Annotated in this window: 24 protein-coding genes; 21 read left to right on the top strand and 3 right to left on the bottom strand. The window is 46.4% G+C overall.

All coding sequences use genetic code 11. The annotated features are described in order from the left end of the window. The first annotated feature begins 1 nt into the window (after window position 1). From KH703_RS00400 to KH703_RS00390, 3 genes are read left to right on the top strand one after another with little or no spacing between them, the layout of a single operon-like run. Window positions 2–232: a hypothetical protein gene (locus tag KH703_RS00400; protein ID WP_304293152.1), complete on the top strand. Its 231-nt coding sequence runs from the start codon at window positions 2–4 to the stop codon at window positions 230–232. Beyond that, a complete protein-coding gene (locus KH703_RS00395) occupies window positions 232–1617 on the top strand; it encodes a hypothetical protein (protein ID WP_304293151.1) in 1386 nt (461 codons plus the stop codon). The genes KH703_RS00400 and KH703_RS00395 overlap by 1 nt, the downstream gene beginning before the upstream one ends. A 9-nt stretch (window positions 1618–1626) precedes the next feature. Then, entirely contained in the window at window positions 1627–5022 is a 3396-nt protein-coding gene (locus KH703_RS00390; RefSeq protein WP_304293149.1) for a hypothetical protein, read from the top strand. Window positions 5023–5042: 20 nt separating this feature from the next. Here KH703_RS00390 and KH703_RS00385 read toward each other — a convergent pair whose 3' ends face one another. After that, window positions 5043–5519: a hypothetical protein gene (locus tag KH703_RS00385; protein WP_304293147.1), complete on the bottom strand. Its 477-nt coding sequence runs from the start codon at window positions 5517–5519 to the stop codon at window positions 5043–5045. A gap of 347 nt (window positions 5520–5866) precedes the next feature. On the opposite strand from KH703_RS00385, the gene KH703_RS00380 reads away from it, so the two are divergent. Genes KH703_RS00380 through KH703_RS00315 form a run of 14 tightly spaced genes read left to right on the top strand, consistent with a single transcriptional unit; the run spans window position 5867 to window position 13730 of the window. Continuing rightward, on the top strand, window positions 5867–6853 hold the full coding sequence (locus tag KH703_RS00380; protein ID WP_304293145.1) for a DUF5309 family protein: 987 nt from the start codon (window positions 5867–5869) through the stop codon (window positions 6851–6853). Then, the gene (locus KH703_RS00375) at window positions 6853–7236 is read left to right on the top strand and encodes a hypothetical protein (RefSeq protein ID WP_304293143.1); all 384 of its coding nucleotides are present in this window, start codon (window positions 6853–6855) and stop codon (window positions 7234–7236) included. The genes KH703_RS00380 and KH703_RS00375 overlap by 1 nt, the downstream gene beginning before the upstream one ends. Further along, window positions 7229–7369: a hypothetical protein gene (locus tag KH703_RS00370; protein WP_304293141.1), complete on the top strand. Its 141-nt coding sequence runs from the start codon at window positions 7229–7231 to the stop codon at window positions 7367–7369. The genes KH703_RS00375 and KH703_RS00370 overlap by 8 nt, the downstream gene beginning before the upstream one ends. 3 nt (window positions 7370–7372) lie before the next feature. Further along, window positions 7373–8308, top strand: a complete 936-nt coding sequence (locus KH703_RS00365) for a hypothetical protein (RefSeq protein ID WP_304293140.1) — start codon at window positions 7373–7375, stop codon at window positions 8306–8308. Between the two features lie 10 nt (window positions 8309–8318). Beyond that, window positions 8319–8873, top strand: coding sequence for a hypothetical protein (locus KH703_RS00360; protein ID WP_304293139.1), 555 nt, complete (start codon window positions 8319–8321; stop codon window positions 8871–8873). Further along, on the top strand, window positions 8870–9127 hold the full coding sequence (locus KH703_RS00355; protein WP_304293138.1) for a hypothetical protein: 258 nt from the start codon (window positions 8870–8872) through the stop codon (window positions 9125–9127). Before KH703_RS00360 ends, KH703_RS00355 begins: the two co-directional genes overlap by 4 nt. Then, the gene (locus KH703_RS00350; RefSeq protein WP_304293136.1) at window positions 9127–9657 is read left to right on the top strand and encodes a hypothetical protein; all 531 of its coding nucleotides are present in this window, start codon (window positions 9127–9129) and stop codon (window positions 9655–9657) included. Before KH703_RS00355 ends, KH703_RS00350 begins: the two co-directional genes overlap by 1 nt. Next, on the top strand, window positions 9654–10013 hold the full coding sequence (locus tag KH703_RS00345) for a hypothetical protein (RefSeq protein ID WP_304293133.1): 360 nt from the start codon (window positions 9654–9656) through the stop codon (window positions 10011–10013). The genes KH703_RS00350 and KH703_RS00345 overlap by 4 nt, the downstream gene beginning before the upstream one ends. Continuing rightward, entirely contained in the window at window positions 10010–10363 is a 354-nt protein-coding gene (locus KH703_RS00340; RefSeq protein WP_304293132.1) for a hypothetical protein, read from the top strand. Before KH703_RS00345 ends, KH703_RS00340 begins: the two co-directional genes overlap by 4 nt. Beyond that, the gene (locus KH703_RS00335; RefSeq protein WP_304293130.1) at window positions 10347–10703 is read left to right on the top strand and encodes a hypothetical protein; all 357 of its coding nucleotides are present in this window, start codon (window positions 10347–10349) and stop codon (window positions 10701–10703) included. The genes KH703_RS00340 and KH703_RS00335 overlap by 17 nt, the downstream gene beginning before the upstream one ends. Continuing rightward, on the top strand, window positions 10684–11103 hold the full coding sequence (locus KH703_RS00330) for a DUF5675 family protein (protein WP_304293128.1): 420 nt from the start codon (window positions 10684–10686) through the stop codon (window positions 11101–11103). Before KH703_RS00335 ends, KH703_RS00330 begins: the two co-directional genes overlap by 20 nt. After that, window positions 11100–11540, top strand: coding sequence for a glycoside hydrolase family protein (locus KH703_RS00325; RefSeq protein ID WP_304293126.1), 441 nt, complete (start codon window positions 11100–11102; stop codon window positions 11538–11540). The genes KH703_RS00330 and KH703_RS00325 overlap by 4 nt, the downstream gene beginning before the upstream one ends. Then, window positions 11533–12114, top strand: coding sequence for a hypothetical protein (locus KH703_RS00320; RefSeq protein ID WP_304293124.1), 582 nt, complete (start codon window positions 11533–11535; stop codon window positions 12112–12114). The genes KH703_RS00325 and KH703_RS00320 overlap by 8 nt, the downstream gene beginning before the upstream one ends. After that, a complete protein-coding gene (locus KH703_RS00315) occupies window positions 12114–13730 on the top strand; it encodes a hypothetical protein (protein WP_304293122.1) in 1617 nt (538 codons plus the stop codon). The genes KH703_RS00320 and KH703_RS00315 overlap by 1 nt, the downstream gene beginning before the upstream one ends. Window positions 13731–14042: 312 nt before the next feature. Here KH703_RS00315 and KH703_RS00310 read toward each other — a convergent pair whose 3' ends face one another. Together KH703_RS00310 and bioB are read right to left on the bottom strand one after the other, a co-directional pair. Beyond that, window positions 14043–14468 carry a hypothetical protein gene (locus KH703_RS00310; protein ID WP_304293121.1) on the bottom strand — a complete coding sequence of 142 codons (426 nt, stop codon included), beginning with the start codon at window positions 14466–14468 and terminating at the stop codon, window positions 14043–14045. Between the two features lie 39 nt (window positions 14469–14507). Then, on the bottom strand, window positions 14508–15497 hold the full coding sequence (gene bioB, locus KH703_RS00305) for a biotin synthase BioB (RefSeq protein ID WP_304293120.1): 990 nt from the start codon (window positions 15495–15497) through the stop codon (window positions 14508–14510). Between the two features lie 322 nt (window positions 15498–15819). On the opposite strand from bioB, the gene mnmG reads away from it, so the two are divergent. The 4 genes from mnmG (at window position 15820) to KH703_RS00285 (ending at window position 20960) form a co-directional block, all read left to right on the top strand. Next, window positions 15820–17694, top strand: coding sequence for a tRNA uridine-5-carboxymethylaminomethyl(34) synthesis enzyme MnmG (gene mnmG, locus KH703_RS00300; protein ID WP_304293118.1), 1875 nt, complete (start codon window positions 15820–15822; stop codon window positions 17692–17694). Window positions 17695–17758: 64 nt separating this feature from the next. Continuing rightward, window positions 17759–18520 (top strand): hypothetical protein, encoded by a 762-nt coding sequence (locus KH703_RS00295; RefSeq protein WP_304293116.1) that lies wholly within the window; start codon window positions 17759–17761, stop codon window positions 18518–18520. Between the two features lie 324 nt (window positions 18521–18844). Further along, on the top strand, window positions 18845–20398 hold the full coding sequence (locus KH703_RS00290) for an ATP-binding cassette domain-containing protein (protein WP_304293115.1): 1554 nt from the start codon (window positions 18845–18847) through the stop codon (window positions 20396–20398). Window positions 20399–20639: 241 nt separating this feature from the next. Further along, window positions 20640–20960: a c-type cytochrome gene (locus KH703_RS00285; RefSeq protein ID WP_304293114.1), complete on the top strand. Its 321-nt coding sequence runs from the start codon at window positions 20640–20642 to the stop codon at window positions 20958–20960. Window positions 20961–21045 lie beyond the last annotated feature (85 nt).

Raw genomic sequence — 21045 nt, 5'->3', positions numbered from 1 at the left:
GATGATAGAAAACATCACATATGCAAGAGGGCGAGCGGTAGAGCTACAGGAGGATATCAAAGAGTGCGAAACCGCTATCGCAGCTCTTAGGCGAGATATGCAAAGAGAGCTTAACGGCGAGCTTGATACGCGCGTCATAAGAGCCTTGGTAAATAAGATTGATATCTTTGACGAGGAGCTTAAGAAAAAGCGCTTAGACCTTAAAGCTTTAAAGCAAGATTGGGGGATATGATGGCTTTTTTTAACCCTCATAAGGTAGATTTCAACTACGATACGCGGATGATAGATGCAGTCGGAGCGGTCGGCAGATCGCTCTATGAAATTTACAAGGACAACGTGGCGAAAAATCAAAATCAGGCGCGCCTTGACGAGACGAACCGCGCGAATTTGATGAAAGAATACCTATACGGGCAGAAAAATCAAGAAACCGCTCGGCACAATCAAGCGGCGGAAGCCGAAACTGCAAAGAAAAACGCTTTCGATCAGGATTTGAGCCTTAAAAATTTCTATAGCACGGATTCGCTGCGTAGAGCACAGATAAACAATCTATACGCCGACAACGCAAGGCAGAACGCGCAGCTGCAATGGAATATGAACCAAGCGCGAGATAAGGCGCAAGCCGAGCAGGAAAAGCAGGCGGGCATAGATATGGCGTGGTATAACGCGGGGCAACAAGGCGGGCAGTTTAAGGATCAAGCCCCGAATTTGAGCGACGCAGAAAAGAGAAATCTGGGCAGGCAGTATAGGTTGCAAACCGAAGCGCAAGGAGGAATAAACAAGGCGCAAGAGCCTATTTTGAAGCAACAGGAGGCGCAACGCAAAGAGGAGCAGACGGCGAAAATAAATGATTTTCTTTTTAATCAAATGGGTGGGCAAATTCCGCCGGGCATGACCGACCCGAGAGAGCAGGCCGCATATAAAGCCGCCTATGTCTCACCGGAATCAACAAAAGCAAGAGCGGCAAGTACGGGCTCGCCCGAGAAAAACCTGCCCGTGGGAATAGCAAATAAACTAATGCACTCAAGGGAAATATTAGACCAATATGCTCCCTATGCAAATGATTTGGTCGGGAATGAAAGCAAAATAAGCGGCCCCGTGGATAACATAACGGCTCCTGCAGCAAGAGGGCTCGGGCTTAATGCGGATATAACGGCGGATTTATATGCTAAAGCCGACGCAATAGCCGATCTAGAGAGGGCTTACACTAAAGGCGGCGGATTGATGACAAAAAAAGCCGTATACGATCAAATACAGCCCGTAAATGTATTTTTTAATACTACTCTTGCGGGAGTAGCTGCGCGAGCAAGCAATCATCTTGCTTCAATCAAAGAGGCGGAAAAATTCCTAATATCTCAAGGGAATTACAAAGGGGCGGAGTATTTTAGCAATATGTATAACGACTACTTAGGGCAATTTCCAAAAGAAATCAGAGATAAAATTGATAAAACGACTGTGGGGAAAGAACAACAAATGCTAAAGCGTTTGAATAAAATGGCTTCGCCGATGAATACCGCATCGTCAGGGGGATATGCGCCCCAAAACTTATACGATGAGATGAGCGCCTATGATGAAAACGGCGTAAGGTATGTCGGCGACGACGGATTTAATAGCTGGTAAGGAGAGAATATGACCCCTAGAGAATATTTAGGCAACGATACGATCGCAAAATTTCAAGCAGCGGGATACACGACAGAGCAGATTAAGGGCTACGCCCGCCAAAAATATATTAAAGAATTTGGCAGGGAGCCGAGTAACGAAGCGCAGCAGGCAAGCTTAACCCCGCAACAAAATACGGCAGCCGCGCCTCAACAAAACGCGACGGCAGTGCAAAATACGCAGCAGAATTTTCAAATGCCGAGCGAATACGCTAATACCACGCGCATAAATTATACGCCCGAGGCGGCTCGCGAGATGTTGGCGAACGTCAAACCCGCGCAGCCTATTATGGGGAAAGATCAATTCTATAACCCGCAGCAGGAGGAAAAGCAATACGACGACGCGTATCGCGCCATTTATGCGGAAGCTCCGAACGTGAGAAAGCAGGATGATTTAAAAGATAAAATAGCCCTTGCTCAAAATACCACCATTTGGCAAAAGCTGACGGGCGGAAAGAAAGAGGCCGAGGAGCTACAAAAAGACCTAGATTACATCGCGAAAAATGCGGGATATGAGCTTGGCGCAGTGCAGACGGACGATGGCAAAATTTACTTCGGCACCTTAGACGCCAAAGGTAACCCCATAGCAAAAGAACTTACGCCCGGTATTCTTAATGATCTATCGGCAAACAAGGGCGAGATCATCGGCGGCATAACCGCAACGGCGCTAGCCCCTTTTACGGGCGGAGGAAGCTTTTTGCCCCTACTAGGGGCAAGTGCTACGGGAACGGCGCTCGGCTCTATGAGCGATCTATACCGAAAAGGCGAAGCGACGGGTAGAGAATACGACGCTGGAGACTATGCCGCAAGAGCGCTCCAATCTGCAGGGGCGGACGCGCTAGGAGGCGTCGCCATAAATAGCGCGGGAAAACTCGTAAAAGCTGCAGCGCCTGCAGTGAAACGCGCTGGCGAGAAAGTAATAGAGCCCGTGATGGAATACGGCGGCAAGGCGGTAGATTTAGCCAGAAAAGCATCCGATTGGGGGCTGGTAGGCATAGCTAAAGACAGCTTAAAGGGGCTGCCGATGGCGAATGCAGGCGGAGCGAAAAAAGCAATCTCTGCAATCGTCGGCGACGAAGCGGATGAAATTTTAAAAAATGCGGAAAAGCTAGGCGGGTATAAGGTAGATAATAATAATTTTACCGATCTACAAATTTTAAACAAGCCTATAAATTTTATTAAAGATCATTTAGCAAATACGGCGGGGAAACTTAAATTAGATAAGGCGTCGGATTTCTTAAATAACGCCCAGGGCGTAAATAAGGTGCAGCGGGAAATCGTGGATTTTGCCCTAGGCGATAATAAAGCTACATCTAATGTCATAAATGCCCTGCAGGGGGATAAAACAGGTCAAGCGGCACGGAATTTGGCAGCTTTAGCTCAATCGGACGTAAATGCGGTAAGACAAATTTTGCCCAAAACGGCGAAAGGGGAGATAAGCCGCGACGTTTCGAATTTCTACGCCAGAGTAAGCGACGACTTCGGCAAAATGGAGGAGGGGATCGCCCAAAGCCTAGGCGGCAAAACGACGACGCTAAGCAGCGAGGCGATACAAAACGCCAAAGAGGCTATGGTAAAGAATTTAAATGCATTCGAGCTAAAAACGCCTGAAGCCAAAACGTTACTAGACGCGCTTGAGAATTTAAAAGATAAGCCGATGGATTTTTCGCAGTTAAGAAAGATCAAAAAAGACTTTAACGAATACGCCCAAAGGATTTTTAATAAAGACGGACATTACGGGCAGAAGGTAGATACTTCCGCAGTCGGCAAAATCATTGATGACGCGGTGGATAGACTTATCGAGGGAACGCCTAATGCGAAATATCTAAAAAGCGAGCTTGCTAAATATGCGGATATGAGTAAGATCAGGGAAAATCCATTTTTTGAAAAAATAATCGATCCGAACTCAAGTGCAGATGACGTATTAAGCGCGATATTTAATGCGGATAAGGCTCAAGGCGATATTTTAGCTAAATTTAGCAAGCAACTAAGCCCCGCCGAGCTTGAAAAATTCGAAACCGATCTATTGAACGAGCTTTTTAATTCTCAAATCGCCAAGCGCGGAACCCGCAACATAACCGAGGTTTTAGACGGCATCGGATTAAGAGAAAACCTTCAAAAGATAAATTTAAAAAGCCAGGCAGGCAAAGATTTAAAAGATGCTATGTTACAACTCACAAATGCAAGGGGGAATTTAGTCGATGTATTCGCGGCCGTAGATAAAAAATTTATCAAGCCCACTATGCCTAGAGCGGGAATAGCCCAAACCCCAGAAGGACTGCTAAAATCCATCTTAATAAACAGATTAAAGCAGTCCGTATTTAAATACGTAGGCAAAGTAGGCAATGATGCGGCGCTAGATTATCACTTGCGAGAGGGACTAAAAGCGCTTAAGGTAAATGAGGGGTTAAGCTCATTTATGCAGGCGGTTAAAAATAGCGGCGCAAGCGATGAAGTAGCCGAGGGGATAGCAAAAGCCGTAATAGATCAAGGGCGCGAAATAGCGGCAAAAAATGCTGCCAAAGAGGCACAAGGCGCCGTAAAGGCTAAATTTAACCCCAAGGAATTAAAAAAGGCGTTGATAGATCCAAGCCGAAGCGATCGAGAAAAGATAAATCTAGTCGAAATGGCTAAAAAGCAAATTAAGGAGGAGCTAGACGAAAAAGCGGGTAAGGTCGCTAAGGGCGGGCTTGTCAAGCAGGGCGAGGGTTTTACGATGAAAGACGGCGGTAAGCCCTATCAATACGCGCAGCAAACGTTTAAACCCGAACAGTGGATCAATGATTTAAGCGGAATTCTGACCGACGAATGGGCCGCAAATTTAAAAAGCCTTGCGGTAAAACACCCCGAGATGTTTAAGAGCGAGGCGGATGTCTTTAGAGTAATCAAGGAGATTAAAAATAATCCTACTCACTTTTTAGAAAACACGAAAGATGATGTTGCGCTCATAGCCAAAAGACTGAACGATAATAAGGCTGCGAATATCGGGGTGCAAAAAGAGACCGGCAAGATAATTCACGCAAATAAAACCGATGGGCGAGATTTAAATAGGCTTGTAAATAGGCAGAAAAGGCTTAGAAAAGAAAAAGGGAAACCCACCGCGACGCCAGCTGCGGCAACCTCTCTAAAAAAGGAGGATGGCGAATTATTAAAGTCTCCCAATAAGCCTATTATACCACAAAATCTCAAAAATGCATCAATGGCTCAGTGGCAAAGCGAAATTTCTAAGCTCAAGGACGACTGGAACGGGCTAAAACGCCTGATGGATCAAATCAAACAAAACGAAACGCTAGGGCAAAACGAAAGAGCTAAGCTATACGTAGATATAAGCGACAGAATGAAAAAGCTAAGAGAGGCGGGGGAATAAACTCTTGCCTCTAATCTATGCTATGTTTTTTTGTCGTCGTTATTTTTCCAAGTTATCGCCGTCTGCTCCTTTTTGCCGCTTATATGATAAAGAGACAACAGCAAAACGCAGATAACGCAAGTAATAGCAAAACTCGTCTCGTGATTGTATATCGCAAGACATACGATACATAAAGATGTAAGCATTACGATAAATCCAAAAATTTGGCCTCTAGTATTATACGCCCTATCTTTGGGATCGTTGGCGAGACGCCTTGTCTGCTCCGTCTTTTCAAGCTCCATGAGCCCGATATCTATTTTCTGAATGTGAGATTGATTATTTTTTATGATTTCTAAATATTCTTTAGCCAAGCTCGGATCTATCCTAGCGAGCCCGCCGAGCTCCGATAAATTTACTTCAACATTTACATTGTTTTGGATAATAGCCTTGATATCTTGCGGATCGGTCGCCCTATCCTTTATTTTTTGAAGCCTTGCGTCTACTTCGCTCTTTTTCAATTGAAGCCTTTCTTTTTTCAGAAAATTCTACTGCAATTTGGCCCAAATTTTTTGTAGTTTGGAGCTTTATAGGCGAAAAAGCGTTTCTAAATCCGAGCATAAAACATTTTACAGCATGGCCCATTTCTACTCCTTTTAAAGGTTTGCTTTGTAGCTTATTGACTTTAATAATACACTTAAAATCCTTCAAAAGTTTTTAAAATCATTTAAATATTTTTTCTCTAGCGATAAAAATTTATCAAAAATCCTTCAAATTTAATCTAAAAATCCCAAAGAGTGCGTTTTATGGGTAGATTACGCACTCGCACTTGCGCGAAAATTGCCTTAACTTTCAAAAGGAGAACGTTATGGCAATCACATCTACGGGCTTTCAAGCTCCAGCAACAAAAAGAGAAGGGTTAAAGCCCTCCGTCTACGATAGCATAATCCTAATCGGAGCGGACGATACCCCCGTCTTAAGTCTCATCGGAACTTCAACTGTTACGAACACTGAACATAGTTGGCTAACCGACAATATCGCGGCGCCTAAAAAGAACGCGCAGCTTGAGATTAGCGATTTCGCCGATGATCGAAAATCGACTATTCAAAAAACGACTGACAGCGTGCAAATTTTCACTACCAATATAAGCGTATCTTACACGATGCAGAAGGTAGCCACCTACGGCGGGAAAGAGATGGAGCGCGAAACGGCTAAGCGCGCCAAAGAGCATAAGCGCGATATGGAATATGCCCTATTCGGCTTAGGTCGCGATACGGATACCAAAACATCCATATTTAAAGCTCCTACCCCACGAACCGATACGGTAGCGGGCGAGATGGCGGGAATGTTTTATTACATTTCCAAAGGAAAGACGGCGTTTGATAACGGCAGACGCGGCAATGTTCTTGCTTTCGATAGCAAAAACGACTGGACCGGCACGCCTACGGTTTTAACCGAAGATGCCTTAAACAAAATTTTACAAAACATTTGGGATGCGGGCGCGACGCCTAAAGACGTATTCATAGGCGCTAAACTCAAAAAGGCGATCAATGCTTTTGCTACCCGCCAATTCGGCAACGAAAAAAGCATCAATTCAAGCGTAGTAAGCCTTGACACCGACTTCGGGAAGGTAAATTTTAGGCTTCATAGGTACCTATCCGAGCAAAATAAGCTAGACGACGTGCTGATTGCGGGCGACTTTAGTTTTATGAAAAACGGGCTTTTGATCCCTACTATGATCGAGAACGTAACCACGAGCAAGACCGCAAAACAAAAGCGTTACTACACCGAAGCGACGCTTGAGGTGCGAAATGCGGATGCTTTTGCAATCGGCGTAGGCTTAAAGGTGAAATAATGACGTCGAAATTCGCAAAAGAATTTCTAGCTCATAAGATCGTGGGCGGCAAAAAAATGCCGCCCGATGAGATATTGTCCGAAATGTTTTTAGAGGCTATGCTGTGGGTAGCTAACAAATGCACGCCTAGCGAATTGTTGCGTAGCGTAGAGAGCGAACGAGTATATAGAAACGTCGCGAACGGCTTTTATATCACATACCCCGATAAGCCGAATTTCAGCAATGAAAAAGAGCATATTATGATCGATGAGAGCCTAACGTATGCGGTAATCAACTACGTAGCGTTTATCATCAACCAAGACACTTTTTATAGGGATTTGGCGCTTGAAATCATTTCGGATTATATCGCAAACGACGGCAAGGAAAGGATATTCGATGACTGAGGAGGAATTTAATACGGCGCTTTTAAACGCTGAGGCAATATCGGACATCGATATTTTAGAGCTATTGCGGGCTTTGGCGACAAGACTAAAAATCCTTAATGCTCTCATCGCCGCAAGCATATTAAAGGGGTAAAAAATGGTATCGATTTATGAACTCAAATTAGGGGCCGAAAAGCTTGAAATTTTAAAAGCTCTAAGCGCGGAGATAGAAAAAGCGATCGCCTCTATCGGCAAGATAGATAATAGCCGCTTAAATGCTATCTACAACGACATACTGGTAAAAGCAAATCAGGTTTTGCAAAATACGAATACTACGCAGTCTTTAAAAGACGACGTGGATATAAAACACAGGGATATTTCCGAAAAAGCCGCCACGATAAATCAAAAATTCGAGCAGCAGCAGGCTTTGCAGCAAAGCCTGCAAAAGCTAAAAGCAGAGATAGAAGCTCTCTTAAAAAGCGGACTTATCGACGATACTGCAGAAAAAACTACGACTACCTATTCGAGCAAAAAGATCGGGGATATGCTGAAATTAAAAATCGATAAAGCGGATTTTGACAATTTAAAAAGCACCGTCGGTAATAAGCTCGGCAAAAACGATAAAGCCGCGGATAGCGCAAAATTAGGCGGGCTTGCCGCCGATAAATACGCTTTAAAAGACGATATTCCATCGGCCGCTACCGAAACAAAGGCCGGTATCGTAAAACTCAAAAATTCTATCACGGGAAGCTTAAGCGATACGGCGGTAAGCGAGAAAGCTATAGCCGATTTTATCGCCTCTAATTTTGCAAACTCAAGACAAGAGAGTGGCTATACTAAGCTGCCTAACGGATTAATCTTTCAATGGGGAAGAATTGGAGAACAAACTAACGACCCCATAAGAGTAAATTACCCTATAGCATTTCCTAATTTATGTTTATCTCTAATAATAGGAAACTTAATAGACGCAGCTCCTAGTACTACAGGAGGAGTGGGGCACCAAAAGATAAACCCTTTTGACAATAATAAAACTGGGTTTACCGCTAAAGGGCCTTATGGATACACTTCACATTATATAGCAATAGGCTATTAAGGAGCGAAAAATGAAATACGTAAATTACGACAAAAAAACAAACGAGATACTGGGATATTATGACGATGCTATACACGAAAATATCCCTACTCCTAACGTAGAAATAAGCGATGAGCAATGGGCAAAAGCTCTTGATATGGGCGCTACTCATATCGACCCAAAAACACTTGCAACTAGCATAAAAATAGAGGAGCCCCCAATCGAGCAGCTACGCAAAGCAAAGACCGCAGAGCTTGCCGCTTGGACGCATTCAATGGGCGATAGTTGCAAGATCAATCTCAAAGGCTTTGGGCTCATCAACGGCGGCTATCGCTATCTCCTAAACGTCGAGGCTATGATAGATACATTCGATAGCCTCGAAATAAGGGCATTTAGGATGTACGACAACACGATGAAAAAGATTAGCGGACAAGAGGAGTTGAAGCGTATCAAACGGGCAATTCAGATCGGAGGCCAAAAACTTCATACTCTAAAATGGGGCTATGAGCTTAAAATCGAAAAAGCCAAGAATAAAAAAGAGCTTGATGCCATAGCATTTACAGATACGATCGAGGTGGCGCTATGAGCTATGTTTTGATATTTTTCTCGGCATTTATCCTTGGAATTTTGGCTTGCCCTATCATCATATTTCTACGCGCTAGAAAGTGCAACCAATGGGACGGCTCAAACATGATGAATATCTTTCGAGTGATTGCACACCTTGCGACGCACCCCGATGATTTTGCAAAATTTCGTTATGAGGATGGCTCAAAACCTTTTTGGTATCTAGGCGGTGATGAGTTTGCAGACATAGTCAAAAGCCGTCCAAAGGAGCGATGATGTTTTGGATACTCAATAGGTTACGCGGGCAGTATAGCTATTTCGCCAAAGTAAACGCCTTGGTGGTGGCTCTGTTGATATTTGCCTTTTATGGCAATTTTTTCATAGCTATCGTTTGCGGGCTTGGCTACCTCGCAGGAGAAGCCAAAGGCTGGGGCGTATGGGTGGGTGCCTTGACGAGCCACGGAGCAGATAAAGGCGAGAGCAAAAGTCGTGGCATAGAATGGCTTGCGGGGCGTTTTATACCTCGCACGCGCTGGCTAGCATATTGCAGGGCGTGCCTATTTCTGCGCGGTCTGATTTGGTGGCTGCCAGTATTTGTGCCGTTAGTCTTTGCAGGCGTTTACGCCGCGCCGCTTCTAGCCGTAGCTCTTGCGGCGGGCTTCCCGCTTGCTTGTGAGCTGGGATACCGCACGAAATTTAGCTTCGCTTTTAAGAGCTTTGAGGTTAAAACCGCTTGGGCTAGGCAGGAGCTCTTTTACGGTGCAATGCAGGATATCGCATTTTTGATTTTATGGATGGCAATATGAGCTTTAAAATTTACCTCGGAATTATCGCAGCTCTGATCCTTGCCTGCCTTGCACTGGCGGGGTGGAACCATAGTCTCAAAAGCAAGATAGAGCAGCTAAATAAAGACCTAGTATTCACCAAAACCCAAGAGCTCATCAGCTCCTCGAATTTGCAGGCTTGCAACGCCAAAATCGATTTGCAAAACGAGAGAGTTAAAGAGATCGCTCTGCAAAACGAAAAGCTCAAAAATGCGGAACCTATCATCAAAAAAAAGGTGCAGACGAAATACGAAAAGATAGAGGTGCCGATAAAAGATAGCAAGTGTGAAAGCAAGCTTAAATTTTACGAAAGAATTTTTAAGGAGCTTAGTAGATGAAAACAGCTCAATTATATACGCCGCAGTATTTAAAGCCTCTGCGCAAGACGTTTACGATGGACAAAAACTACCAAAAAGCGCTAGCTAGGCACAAGCGAGAATATATTATCAGGTTTCTTTTGTTTTTGATAGGGCTTGCGTTGTGCGTATCTCTTAGCGGGTGCGCAAAACCTGCACCGATGGTAAGGACGGAATATAAGGATGTCCTCACTCCGATAAAGTGCAAAGTAAGCCTCCCCGAAAAGCCTAAATTTGATTCAAGCAACATGCAAAGCGCGGTCGAGCTGGCAAAATACTATCAAACCTGCGAAGCGCTCCTCAAGGAGTGCGTAGATGTGGGGGATCGATAAAGAAGTGTGGAACTACATACTTGTAGGAGTGATAAGCTTTTTGGGCTCGATGCTCGGTATCGGTAGCGGCAATATGAAGCTGCGAGGAACGGGCGGGCAAAAGGTCATATCGTGGCTAGTAGCGGTGGGCTCGTCAATGCTGTTTGCGTTCGTGAGCTACGCGGTGCTGAGCGAGTTTATGCCCGGCAGCCCAAAAACTTGCATAGCTCTAAGCGGTGCAGTGGCTTGGTTTGGCGCCGATTGGGTCAGAGCAAAAATAAACAGCTTCTTGTCAAGGAAGATTAAAAATTTAAAAGATATGGATTTTGGAGGATCGGAATATGAAGATAAAGATAAATAGATTTAAAAACATTCACGATGGCACGATTGGAAAACTAACGATCACGGACGACGGGAAAAAGCTTTTTAGCTGCTTCACCCTTGAGCCAGCAGGCGCAGATACTACCGAGCGCGGCAAGGATAGGCGGATTCCGGCAGGCAGGTATCAAATGCAGTGGCACAATAGCCCGAGCCAGAAGCGAATATGTCCGCTACTTTTTAATGAGCTAGTGCCGAAGTCCCGCTACATTTTAATTCATCCCGGCAACTTCCCGAAAGATACGGCAGGATGTATTTTAGTAGGCGAAAATTATACCGCTGCCGGGGTTACGAACTCGCTAAAAACCTATAACGCATTTTTTAAAATTTGCTCGGGCAAACACATAGAATTCATAGAGATCACGAACGAGGAGGGAGTATGAGCCTGCTAGAAAATATTAAAGCTCACGAGGGCTTTCGGGATCATATCTACAAAGATAGCCTCGGAAAGGCTACGATAGGATACGGCTTTTTGGTAGCCGCTCTTAGCCCCGATGAACTCAAGCTCAACGGTGGCAAGGTGGAGCCGATGGGTAAAGAGGTAGCGGAAAAAATCTTAAATTTGAAAGTCTCCAAACTCAAAAAACGGCTCTTTCAGTGCCTGCCGTGGCTGCAGAGCAAGCCGCAAGGCGTGCAAGATACCCTAATCGAAATGGCGTATCAGCTAGGGCTTGCGGGACTTATGGGCTTCCGCCACACCCTAAGCTGCATCGAAGCGGGAGATTACGCGCAAGCAGCTAAGAATTTAAAAGCAAGCTTGCTGTATCGCCAGACCCCAAAAAGGGTTGAGGGCTACATTAAAGGACTGAAAAATGGCTGATTACAAAGAAAGATATAGTGAGCTTTACAAGCGCGTGCTCGGCGATACTATGGCGGAGGATACGCCGTATCAAAAATTTACCGCTAAGATCGATGAGTACATGCAGCTTTATGGACTGCATAACGATAAGAAATTCGATATGCTCTGTAACACCCTAGTGTCGATGACGCAGAGCGTAACGACGAGCTCGCAAGAGATAGCGCTGCGGCTTCTAAGCGAAAGCGAGGAGTTGCCTTTGCGAAAACAGCAACTCGAAGCCCAAGTAAAAATAGCCGATGCCGATGTCAAACTCAAAGAACGCGAGCTTGATCTGATGGAGAAAAAGCTAAATTTGGCAGATCGGGAGGCGGCATTTAACGAGGCGCGCACGGCTCTAATCAAAGAGCAGACTAATAGTGAAAAAAAGCGAGGTCAGGCGATAGACAGAGAGATCGCGAGCTACGATGATAAATTAAGAATTCAAGAGGCAAGCTTGCTAAAAGATAGCGTATTCGGCTACTCCGTGGGAGGACTAAATCCGCCTACAGAGATGACAACTAAAATGTTTAATGCAATCGATAGGATTACTCCGTAATGCGTAGCGAGGCCGCGGCTTTTTATCGTAACCCATCGGGCGACGTAGTAGCCGATGCTACCAACGGGATGATCTACTCGGCGACTGCGTATAATAAAATTTGCGAGTATCTACACAAACAGCTCGTCCGAAAAGGGCGCGCACCGCAGCAGATATTTATAGATACGCAAAAATGGGGGCGGGTATATTACTGCAAAGACCTTTATATCGCGCACGAGAACGAAAGGCGTTATTACGTAAACGGCTATCGCCTAGATACGGGCGGGCTTCAGCCCTATGCTTACGACGGAAGCGACAATTTAGGGCTATCTCAATTTTTTGCGGGGCAAAAGCCAACCGCACCTTACTCTGGACCTAGCGACGGACAGATAACAGATTATTTTTGGATTAAAAAAACAAAATTTAGCAACTTCAGGATTGCCTGCAAATATAGCGGGCGATGGAATCAATATGAAATTTATCGTTTTTTTTCTTTAAATCGGAATCGTCCGATTGAAAAAATAATAGCGCTCTGCGGTATTACCAATTATCAAATCGTAAAGGAATTTTACGATGAAACAAAAAATATGGGCGGCGAGTTTATAGACCTCGACGAGGGAATTTGCTATTTTTACTATATGTGGTTTCCCGATCCCAATCATCAAGAGGGGGAACATGGAGGGAGACCATCCAAAATGCGTCTTGGTTGCACCGCATATCCTCTTTTTTATGCGGATAGTAATTCTCCCGTAATGGGCTCTAGAAAATGGGTCAAAAAGTGGAGCCAAATGTATAAATTGGTATATGATAGGAAATCCAAAGGCAAATTTGGCAAATGGGGGCCTATAATCAGTTTTGGCATAATAGCAATAACCTTTGTGCTGGCGGCTGTAACCGTCGGCACATACGGACCTGCTGCGGGCGCTACAATAGGCGCACTAGCAGGAGGCGCCGGTGCGGTCACTGTAGGAGGAGTAATGGCGACCCTTGCAGTCGCGGGCGCCATAGGTGGATTTATCGCTACAATAGGCTCTCTTTCGGGTAAAAAAAGCTTAGCTAAATTCGGACGCGTGATGGGTTTTATAGGCGCAATAGGCTCGATCTATCTCTCCGTAAAATCTCTTTTCACTCAATCCGTCGCCGCTCAAAACGCGAGCACTGCGACTAATCAAGCCGTAGCCGGAGCCAGCGGGGCAAATCAAACTTGCCAGCTTTACAACGGCGTAAGCCCTAGCTCTTGGATAGGCTCGGGTAGCTCTGCGGGACTTGGCTATGCTGCAACGCAGGGGGCGTCTATCGGTGGATTTGCCGCCGCAGGAGCTACTAGCACGTCACAGCTTTACCTCACTACCGCACTGAAAGTAGTAGGTATCGGCAGCAAGGCTTTTGCTCTGGTGCAAGATATACGCTCGGAATTTCGCAAACACGGCGACACACAAGATACCGATATGCAAGAGCAAAGCGAGGACGAAAAAGTAATCAGCGTCAGCGGTGACGCACAGCAAGACGAGGGCGACGTAACGCGTAGATTTTATGAGCGCGACGCAGAATACGACATCGGGCTTACGGGCGGCACGCTAATATCGATCGACGATAGCGTATTGGATGAGCCGAATAGCGCGGTAAAAAGTATTTAAATTTATCCCCCTCCATTTTCACTTATCTTTTTACTGATTATAAATTTTGTATAAAAAAGTGTATAACTAAAATTTAAATATTGCCTATTTTAGGCGATATACATATTATAATCAAATCTCCTGTGGGTCACCATTTCATCACTTAAAATCAATTAAAATTTTCTAGCATTCAGCTGCCTGCCCTTGAAATTTAAGACCTCATTTGATTTTGAAGCATTTTGGCTGAAATTTCATCATATTTTTACCAGGGTTAATTGGTCTAGAATTAAAGTCGCGCGAATTAAAATTTAGATCAAATTTTTAAATTCACGGCTAAATCCCGCCGCTGCTTATATTTTCCAGATTGCGCAGCCTGTTCCAGTTTTGTTCGTTTTGTAAATTTCTCATATTTTGGCGCTGCTGCATCTGCCCCATCTGCTGCTGCGCTTGTTGTTGCATTAGGCTTCGCTGCGTGGCGATATATCGCTCTTGCGCTCTTTGCTGAGCTTGCGCGCTGTCCGCTCTGAATGAATTAAGCGTATCTTGCAATACCGCTTGCTCTTGCGCCTTTCGCGCGACTTCGGCGTCAGTCTTTTGCCGCTTCGCACAGCGGTTTAGCTGCTCCTTGCTTAGCGGGTTTGCGACATCGCATCTGCTCACGTCCGCTACTAATGGACCTTCCTCGTCGCCCTGCGAGAGCAGCGAGCAACCGCAAAGCAACACAACTAAAATCAAGGCAAGGAAAAATTTTAACTTCATAGCAGCCTCTTAAATTTTATCTTTAATTCTCGACCGCCGCTAGTCTGCGCCCTTTGCGAGGTCGAACCCGCACTGCGCCACAAGCGCCTTATCGCTTGCGATGCTATCGCCGGTGGTGGTTAGGAAATTGCCCGTAAGCGCCGAGTTGATACCGCATCCAAGCGCCATGCGCACGTGCTCGCCCAAATTTCGCCTGCCGCCTGCGAAGCGCAGATACGCGCGCGGCAAAATGAAGCGGTAGATCGCGATCGATTTTAAAATTTCATCGTGCGCTAGCGGCGCGGCGTTTTGCAGAGGAGTGCCTTTAATCGGGGTTAGGATATTGATCGGCACGGAGCTAACGCCCAGCTCTCGCAGCTGCAGTGCCATATCGATGCGATCCTCCATGCCCTCGCCTAGCCCGAAAATCCCGCCGCTACATACGTCAAGCCCCACGGCGCGGCAGTTTTGTATCGTTTGGATGCGGTCGTCGTAGCTGTGCGTCGTGCAGATCTGTGGATAAAATTTGCGCGAAGTCTCGAGATTGTGATGATAGGTCTGCACGCCGCTAGCTTTAAGCAGCGCCAGCGCGGGCTTTGAAGCGATTCCCAGCGAGGCGCACAGATGCAGCCGCGTTTCGCTTCGCAGCCGCTCATAGATCGCGCAGTATGCCCCTAGATCGGAGCTTTTTTGAAAAATTCCGCGCCCGCTGGCGACGAGCGAGAAGCGGTGCGTCTGCTCGGCTTCGTTCGCAAGCGCGGCGCTTAGCACCTGCTGCTCGCTCAAAATTCCATAAGTCTCGCAGCCCGTGTTAAAATGCGCCGACTGCGCGCAGTATTTGCAGTCCTCGCTACAGCGCCCCGATTTTACGTTTATGATCGTGCAAAGATTAAATTTATCGCCGCAAAACTCGCGCCTGATCTCATCTGCCGCCGCAAAAAGCGCGCCTAAATCCTCGCATCGCGCCAGATTTAGCGCCTGCTGCTTTGCAATCTCGCAGCCGCCTATCACGCGATCTTTCAGCTCGGAAATATAAAATTTGTCTATCAATACTTAGCCTTTTTGAAAAAATGCGTAATTATACAATGCGAAATTTAAAGCAAAGCTCGAGCGCGAAATTTTGGCGCAGGAATTTTGTGCGGAATTTTACGCCCTTTGCGCGCCGCTTTTGCACCGCGATTTTTACGGACGGCTCGTCCGCATTCTGCTTATGCGACGGAGCAAATTAAACTCGCTTCAAAGTTGCGGCGCAGTAAAATTTTACGCGTATGAAAAATACATAGCGAGCCGCTACCTGCGACATCCGCGTGCGATTTATCGTTTTGAAATTTTATTTTGGCTAAAATTGCGGCTTTAAATTTAAAGGCAAAAAATGAAATACGACGTTATCGTTGTGGGCGGCGGGCACGCTGGTATCGAGGCGAGCTTAGCCGCCGCAAAAATGGGCGCAAAGACGCTGCTAATTACGATCTTAGCCGAGCAGATCGGCGCTGCGAGCTGTAACCCTGCAATCGGCGGCCTTGCTAAGGGGCATCTAGTAAAGGAGATCGACGCACTGGGCGGTCAGATGGGGCTTGCGGCGGATGCATGCGGGCTGCAGTTTAGAATTTTAAACGAGAGCAAGGGCCCCGCCGTGCGCGGCTCGCGCGCTCAGATCGATATGGACGAATACCGCATCTACATGCGAAATTTGCTGCTAAACACGCAGGGGCTGGACATAAGCCAGGAGATCGCGAGCGAAATTTTAACCTGCGAGCAAGGCGGCGAGCAGCGCGTTTGCGGCATTAAGAGCCATCTTGGCAACGTTTATGAGACCGAGCATCTGATAATCACCGCCGGCACCTTTTTAAACGGGCTAATTCACGTGGGCGAAAACAAGCTGCAAGCAGGGCGCGTGGGCGAGCTAGCAAGCGTGGAGCTAGCCGAATCGCTGCGAAGTCTCGGGCTGCAAATGGGGCGGCTAAAGACGGGTACCTGCCCAAGGATCGATGCTAAGACGATCGATTTTAGCGTGCTTGAGCGCCAAGACGGTGACGCGGATCCGCGCGCTTTTAGCTTTCGCAGCAAAAATTTTGCACCGAAGCAGCTTGCCTGCTTCATTGCTTACACGAACGAGCGCACGCACGAGATCATCCGCGAAAATTTCGCCCGCGCGCCGATGTTTACGGGGCAAATTTCAAGCACCGGTCCGCGCTACTGCCCGAGCATCGAGACTAAAATTTATGAATTTCCAAATCGCGACCGCCATCACGTCTTCGTCGAGCCGCAGACCCGCGAGGCTACGGAGTATTACGTAAATGGCCTTTCTACGAGCCTTCCTTACGATGTGCAGATTGCGTTTTTGCGCACGATCAGGGGCTTTGAAAATGCTAAAATCGTCCGCCCGGGATATGCGATCGAGTACGATTTCATCGATCCTACCGAGCTTAAACACAGCCTCGAGACCAAAAAGATCCGCGGGCTGTTTTTGTCGGGGCAGATCAACGGCACCACCGGCTACGAGGAAGCCGCGGCGCAGGGGCTGATGGCGGGCATCAACGCCGTGCTTGATTTGCGCGGGCGGCAGCCTTTGATTTTGCGCAGAGATGAGGCGTATATCGGCGTTTTGATCGATGATCTCGTCACGAAGGGCACGAACGAGCCTTACCGAATGTTTACTTCGCGCGCAGAATTTCGCCTGCTGCTGCGCGAGGGCAACGCCGTGCTACGCCTAAGCGAATACGGCCACGAGATCGGGCTTTTAGACGAGGCGAGTTACGAGCGGGCACGTAAATTTAAGCGCGATGTGCAAAGCGGAATGGAATTTTTGCTAAAAACGCAGATTACCCCTTCGAAACAGACGCTTAGCCTGCTGCAAAGTATCGGTGCGGAGCCCATTTCGCAAAGCTGTAGCTTGCAAAAAATCGTAGCCAAAAGCGGCTTTTCAAAGGCGGGATTGCTCGCTCTGGCGCCGCATTTTGAGGGCTTTAGCGATGAGGTTTTGGATGAAATTTTAACGCAGTGCAAGTATCATTTCTACATCGCGATGCAGCGCGCCGAGGTCGAGAGGATGAAGGGGTTGCTTGGCGTCGCGATCCCGCCGCAGATCGATTTTAGCAAGATCGGAGGGCTTAGCAACGAGATCGTGCAGAAGCTAAACCGCTTCGCGCCGCCGACGCTGTTTGCCGCGAGCGAGATCAGCGGCGTAACGCCCGCCGCGATCGATATTTTGCACATCTACATCAAGCAAAATTTTGGCCTGAAATAAGCTGCACGTCTGGCGTGAGAAAGCTGTAGTAGAATTTTACTACACAGGCAAAATAGGAATGAGCATGCAAGATGAGTTAAATTTAAGCCTGAAAAAAAATGCAAGAGACTACGACAAAGAGCCGCTAGTCATCAAAGACGAAACTAATCAAGTCATAAAAATTTCGATTATTTTAATGCTCGCATTAATGGCTCTCGGAATTTTAAGAAACGTATTTTTTGGCGGTAACTCCGATATATTTAAAATTTCATTATACTTTTTGCTCGTCATAGGCAGGAGAAAATTCGATATGAATTTCTATAGAAACGCTTATGTCTATTTTTATAATGATAAAATTCTCAAGATAATTGACGGTAAAATTTTTGCGGAAATTGCGCCGCGTCAAATACGAAAGCTTCACAAAATAGTATCCTACGCGCTTCCGATACATTACGAGCTAGATAGCGTCGGCGGTAAATCAGGCATAATATTTCTTGTCGTTATTATGGCGGCGATGTTTGTAGTGCTGCCCGTAGCGACATCTATTTTTATAATTTTAGCGACGATCTGCATGGTGCTTTTGCCCCAGATCATTTTTCATTTTGGCAAGGGCATTGATAGCGTTTTTGATATGATATTTTTGCAGGGCAAAAACGGTTTGTTTTGTAATTTTATGATCAGCAATCCAAGCGATTACGCCGAGCTACGTAGATATTTCAAGGCTATTTGCAATAAAAATTTAGACCTAGCCGAAAAGAAAATCACGGCGCTATTTGAAGTGAGTAAATTAGAGATAAATTTATTAGCTAAATTCATCGCGGAGCGCAACAAAAAGGGCGATGCCTAGAGTTAAATTTGGATTTTAGCAAAGCCTACAAAGTTTATAAAATTTAAAAATATAGTTGAAATTTTGCTCTCTGCCGCTTTAGGTTTTTAAATTTGATTCAAAATTTTACGATCCGTCAAATTTGATCCTATCTGCTAATTTCTGTCAGGGGTGGAATACAAATAGAGCTTATCGCTCCTGGCGCGCCAAAAGTGGATAAATTTACGGCGGAATTTTACGCAGTCCTGTAAAATTTTATTCGCGAAATGAGAACGGATTTAAAATTTAACCGTTTTTTCAAGCGAATTTTGCCACAATTGTGCTCAAATTTCATTGGGGCGAAAGATGAAAAAATATACCAAGCAAATCCTCGCGATGCTCGCGCTAAACGCGATTTACAGTGGCTCGGGGATCTTGATTTTAAGCTTTATCAATAAATATCTACTTGACGGCACCGAAAGAGGCGGGCGCATCATCGCGCTATTTTTCGCGCTCTTGGCGCTATTTCTGCTGCTTTCGGTGCTAAGCCGCATCATGCTTTGCAAGATGGAAAACGACTTCGTGTTCGATCTGCGCACCAAGATCATCAAGCAGATCATCGATACGAAGTTCGAGCGCATCGAGGCTGCGTCGAAGGCGAACCTGCTTGCGTCCCTTTCCAGCGATATTTCGCGCCTGACCGAGGGCTTTATGCGCATCTCCGAGCTTATCCAAGGCGCGATGATCGTGCTATTTTGCGGCATCTACGTGCTATATATCGCGCCTATGATGTTTGCGTTTTTATTCGTTTGGATCGGCGCGCTGATGGTATTCAACCGCTTTTTGATGAAAAAGGTCATGCAAAATTACGATCTGTACCGCCAAAACGAGGACGTTTTGTATAAAAACTACGCCGCGGCGATCGAGGGGCACAAGGAGCTGTCGCTAAGCCTAGCCAAAGCGAAGAGCCTATACGAAAATGACTTTCTGCCCAATGCGCAAAATTTACGCCAAAGCTCGCTGCGAGCCGAGGTCTACGGCGCGTTTGCGAGTAATTTTATGAACGTAATGATGCTCGGCGCGGTGGGCTTTGTGCTTTATTTTGGGCTTAGCGGCGGCAAAGCGGAGCTTGCAAACGCCGTAACGATCGCGCTTACGGTGCTTTTTTTGCGCGCGCCTTTGATGATGCTCATATTCTCGCTTCCTAGCGTGCTGCGCGCCAAGATCGCCTACGCAAAGATCAAAGAATTAAATTTAGATCCATTCGTGCAGGGCTTCGAGCTTGCGCAAATGCAGCCGTGGCGCAGATTGGAGCTTAAAGACGTGGGCTTTTCGTATCCGGGCGGGAAATTCGGCATAAAAGGGGTAAGCTTGCAGCTAAATGCGGGCGAGACGGTGTTTTTGATCGGCGAAAACGGCAGCGGCAAATCGACGCTTTTTATGATTTTAGCGGGCCTTTATACGCCGCAAACGGGCGAAATTTTAGCCGACGGCGCGGCCCTTGAACCCTCCGATCTGCGCGCCTACAGCAACAACATAAGCGCGGTTTTCAGCGATTTTTATCTCTTCGACTACGCTACGGGCGATGCGGACATCGCGCGCGAGTGGCTGGCGCTTACGCACCTGCAGGATAAGGTTGAGCTAAAGGGGGCTAAATTTAGCACCACGAGCCTATCTAGCGGGCAGCGCAAGCGTTTGGCACTCGTAAGTGTGCTGATGGACGGGCGAAAATTTTTGATGCTTGATGAGTTTGCCGCCGATCTCGATCCGCAGTTTCGCGCGGAGTTTTACGAGCGGATTTTGCCCGAGCTGAAATCGCGCGGATATACGATCTTTGCGATTTCGCACGATGATAAATACTTCGGCGCCGCAGATAAAATTTATAAGATGCAAGGCGGCGAAATTTCGCGGATCAAATAAAATTTCACCGCAGCGAATTCTGCCGTCTAAATCACGGCGTCTCACAACTCGCGTTATGTTTTGAGCTGCGTTTGCCGAGCCTACTTTAAATTTAATCAAGGCTCCTGAAATTTCGCTGCGCGCGGCTTGTGCGAAATGTTTTTCGCGCTCAGGCTCGCGAGAAATTAAACTAAATTTTTAAACGTAAATTTAAGAATTTCAACTATAATGCGCGCTGCAACTTAATCGTAAAGGATGAAAAATGAGAAAAGTTTTAATCGCATGCGCTGCATTGGCGGCGTTTGGTTCGGCAGCGTTTGCCGCAGACGGCGCTACTTTATATAAAAAATGCGTGGCCTGTCATGGAGCCAACGCCGAGAAGCCTTATCTTGGCGGCAAAGTACCTGCGCTAAACACCCTAAGCAAGGAAGATATAATCGCCGGTCTAAAGGGCTACAAAGATGGCACCTTGGGCGAGGGCAAGGGCAAATTCGGCATGATGGGCGTTATGAAAGGCCAAGTCGCTTCGCTTAACGATGAATCGATCGAAGCGTTAGCCGATTTCATCGTTTCTAAAAAATAATTTCAAACTTCATTCGGCGGGCTTCGCGCTCGCCGAGCTTCACTTAATTTAAAATTTTAAAATTCTACGCTAATATCACGTAAAA

Origin of the sequence: Campylobacter gracilis, assembly GCF_018374135.1 — a bacterium.
GTDB classification, from domain to species: domain Bacteria; phylum Campylobacterota; class Campylobacteria; order Campylobacterales; family Campylobacteraceae; genus Campylobacter_B; species Campylobacter_B gracilis_A.
This window is presented reverse-complemented; position numbering and strand designations above follow the sequence as displayed.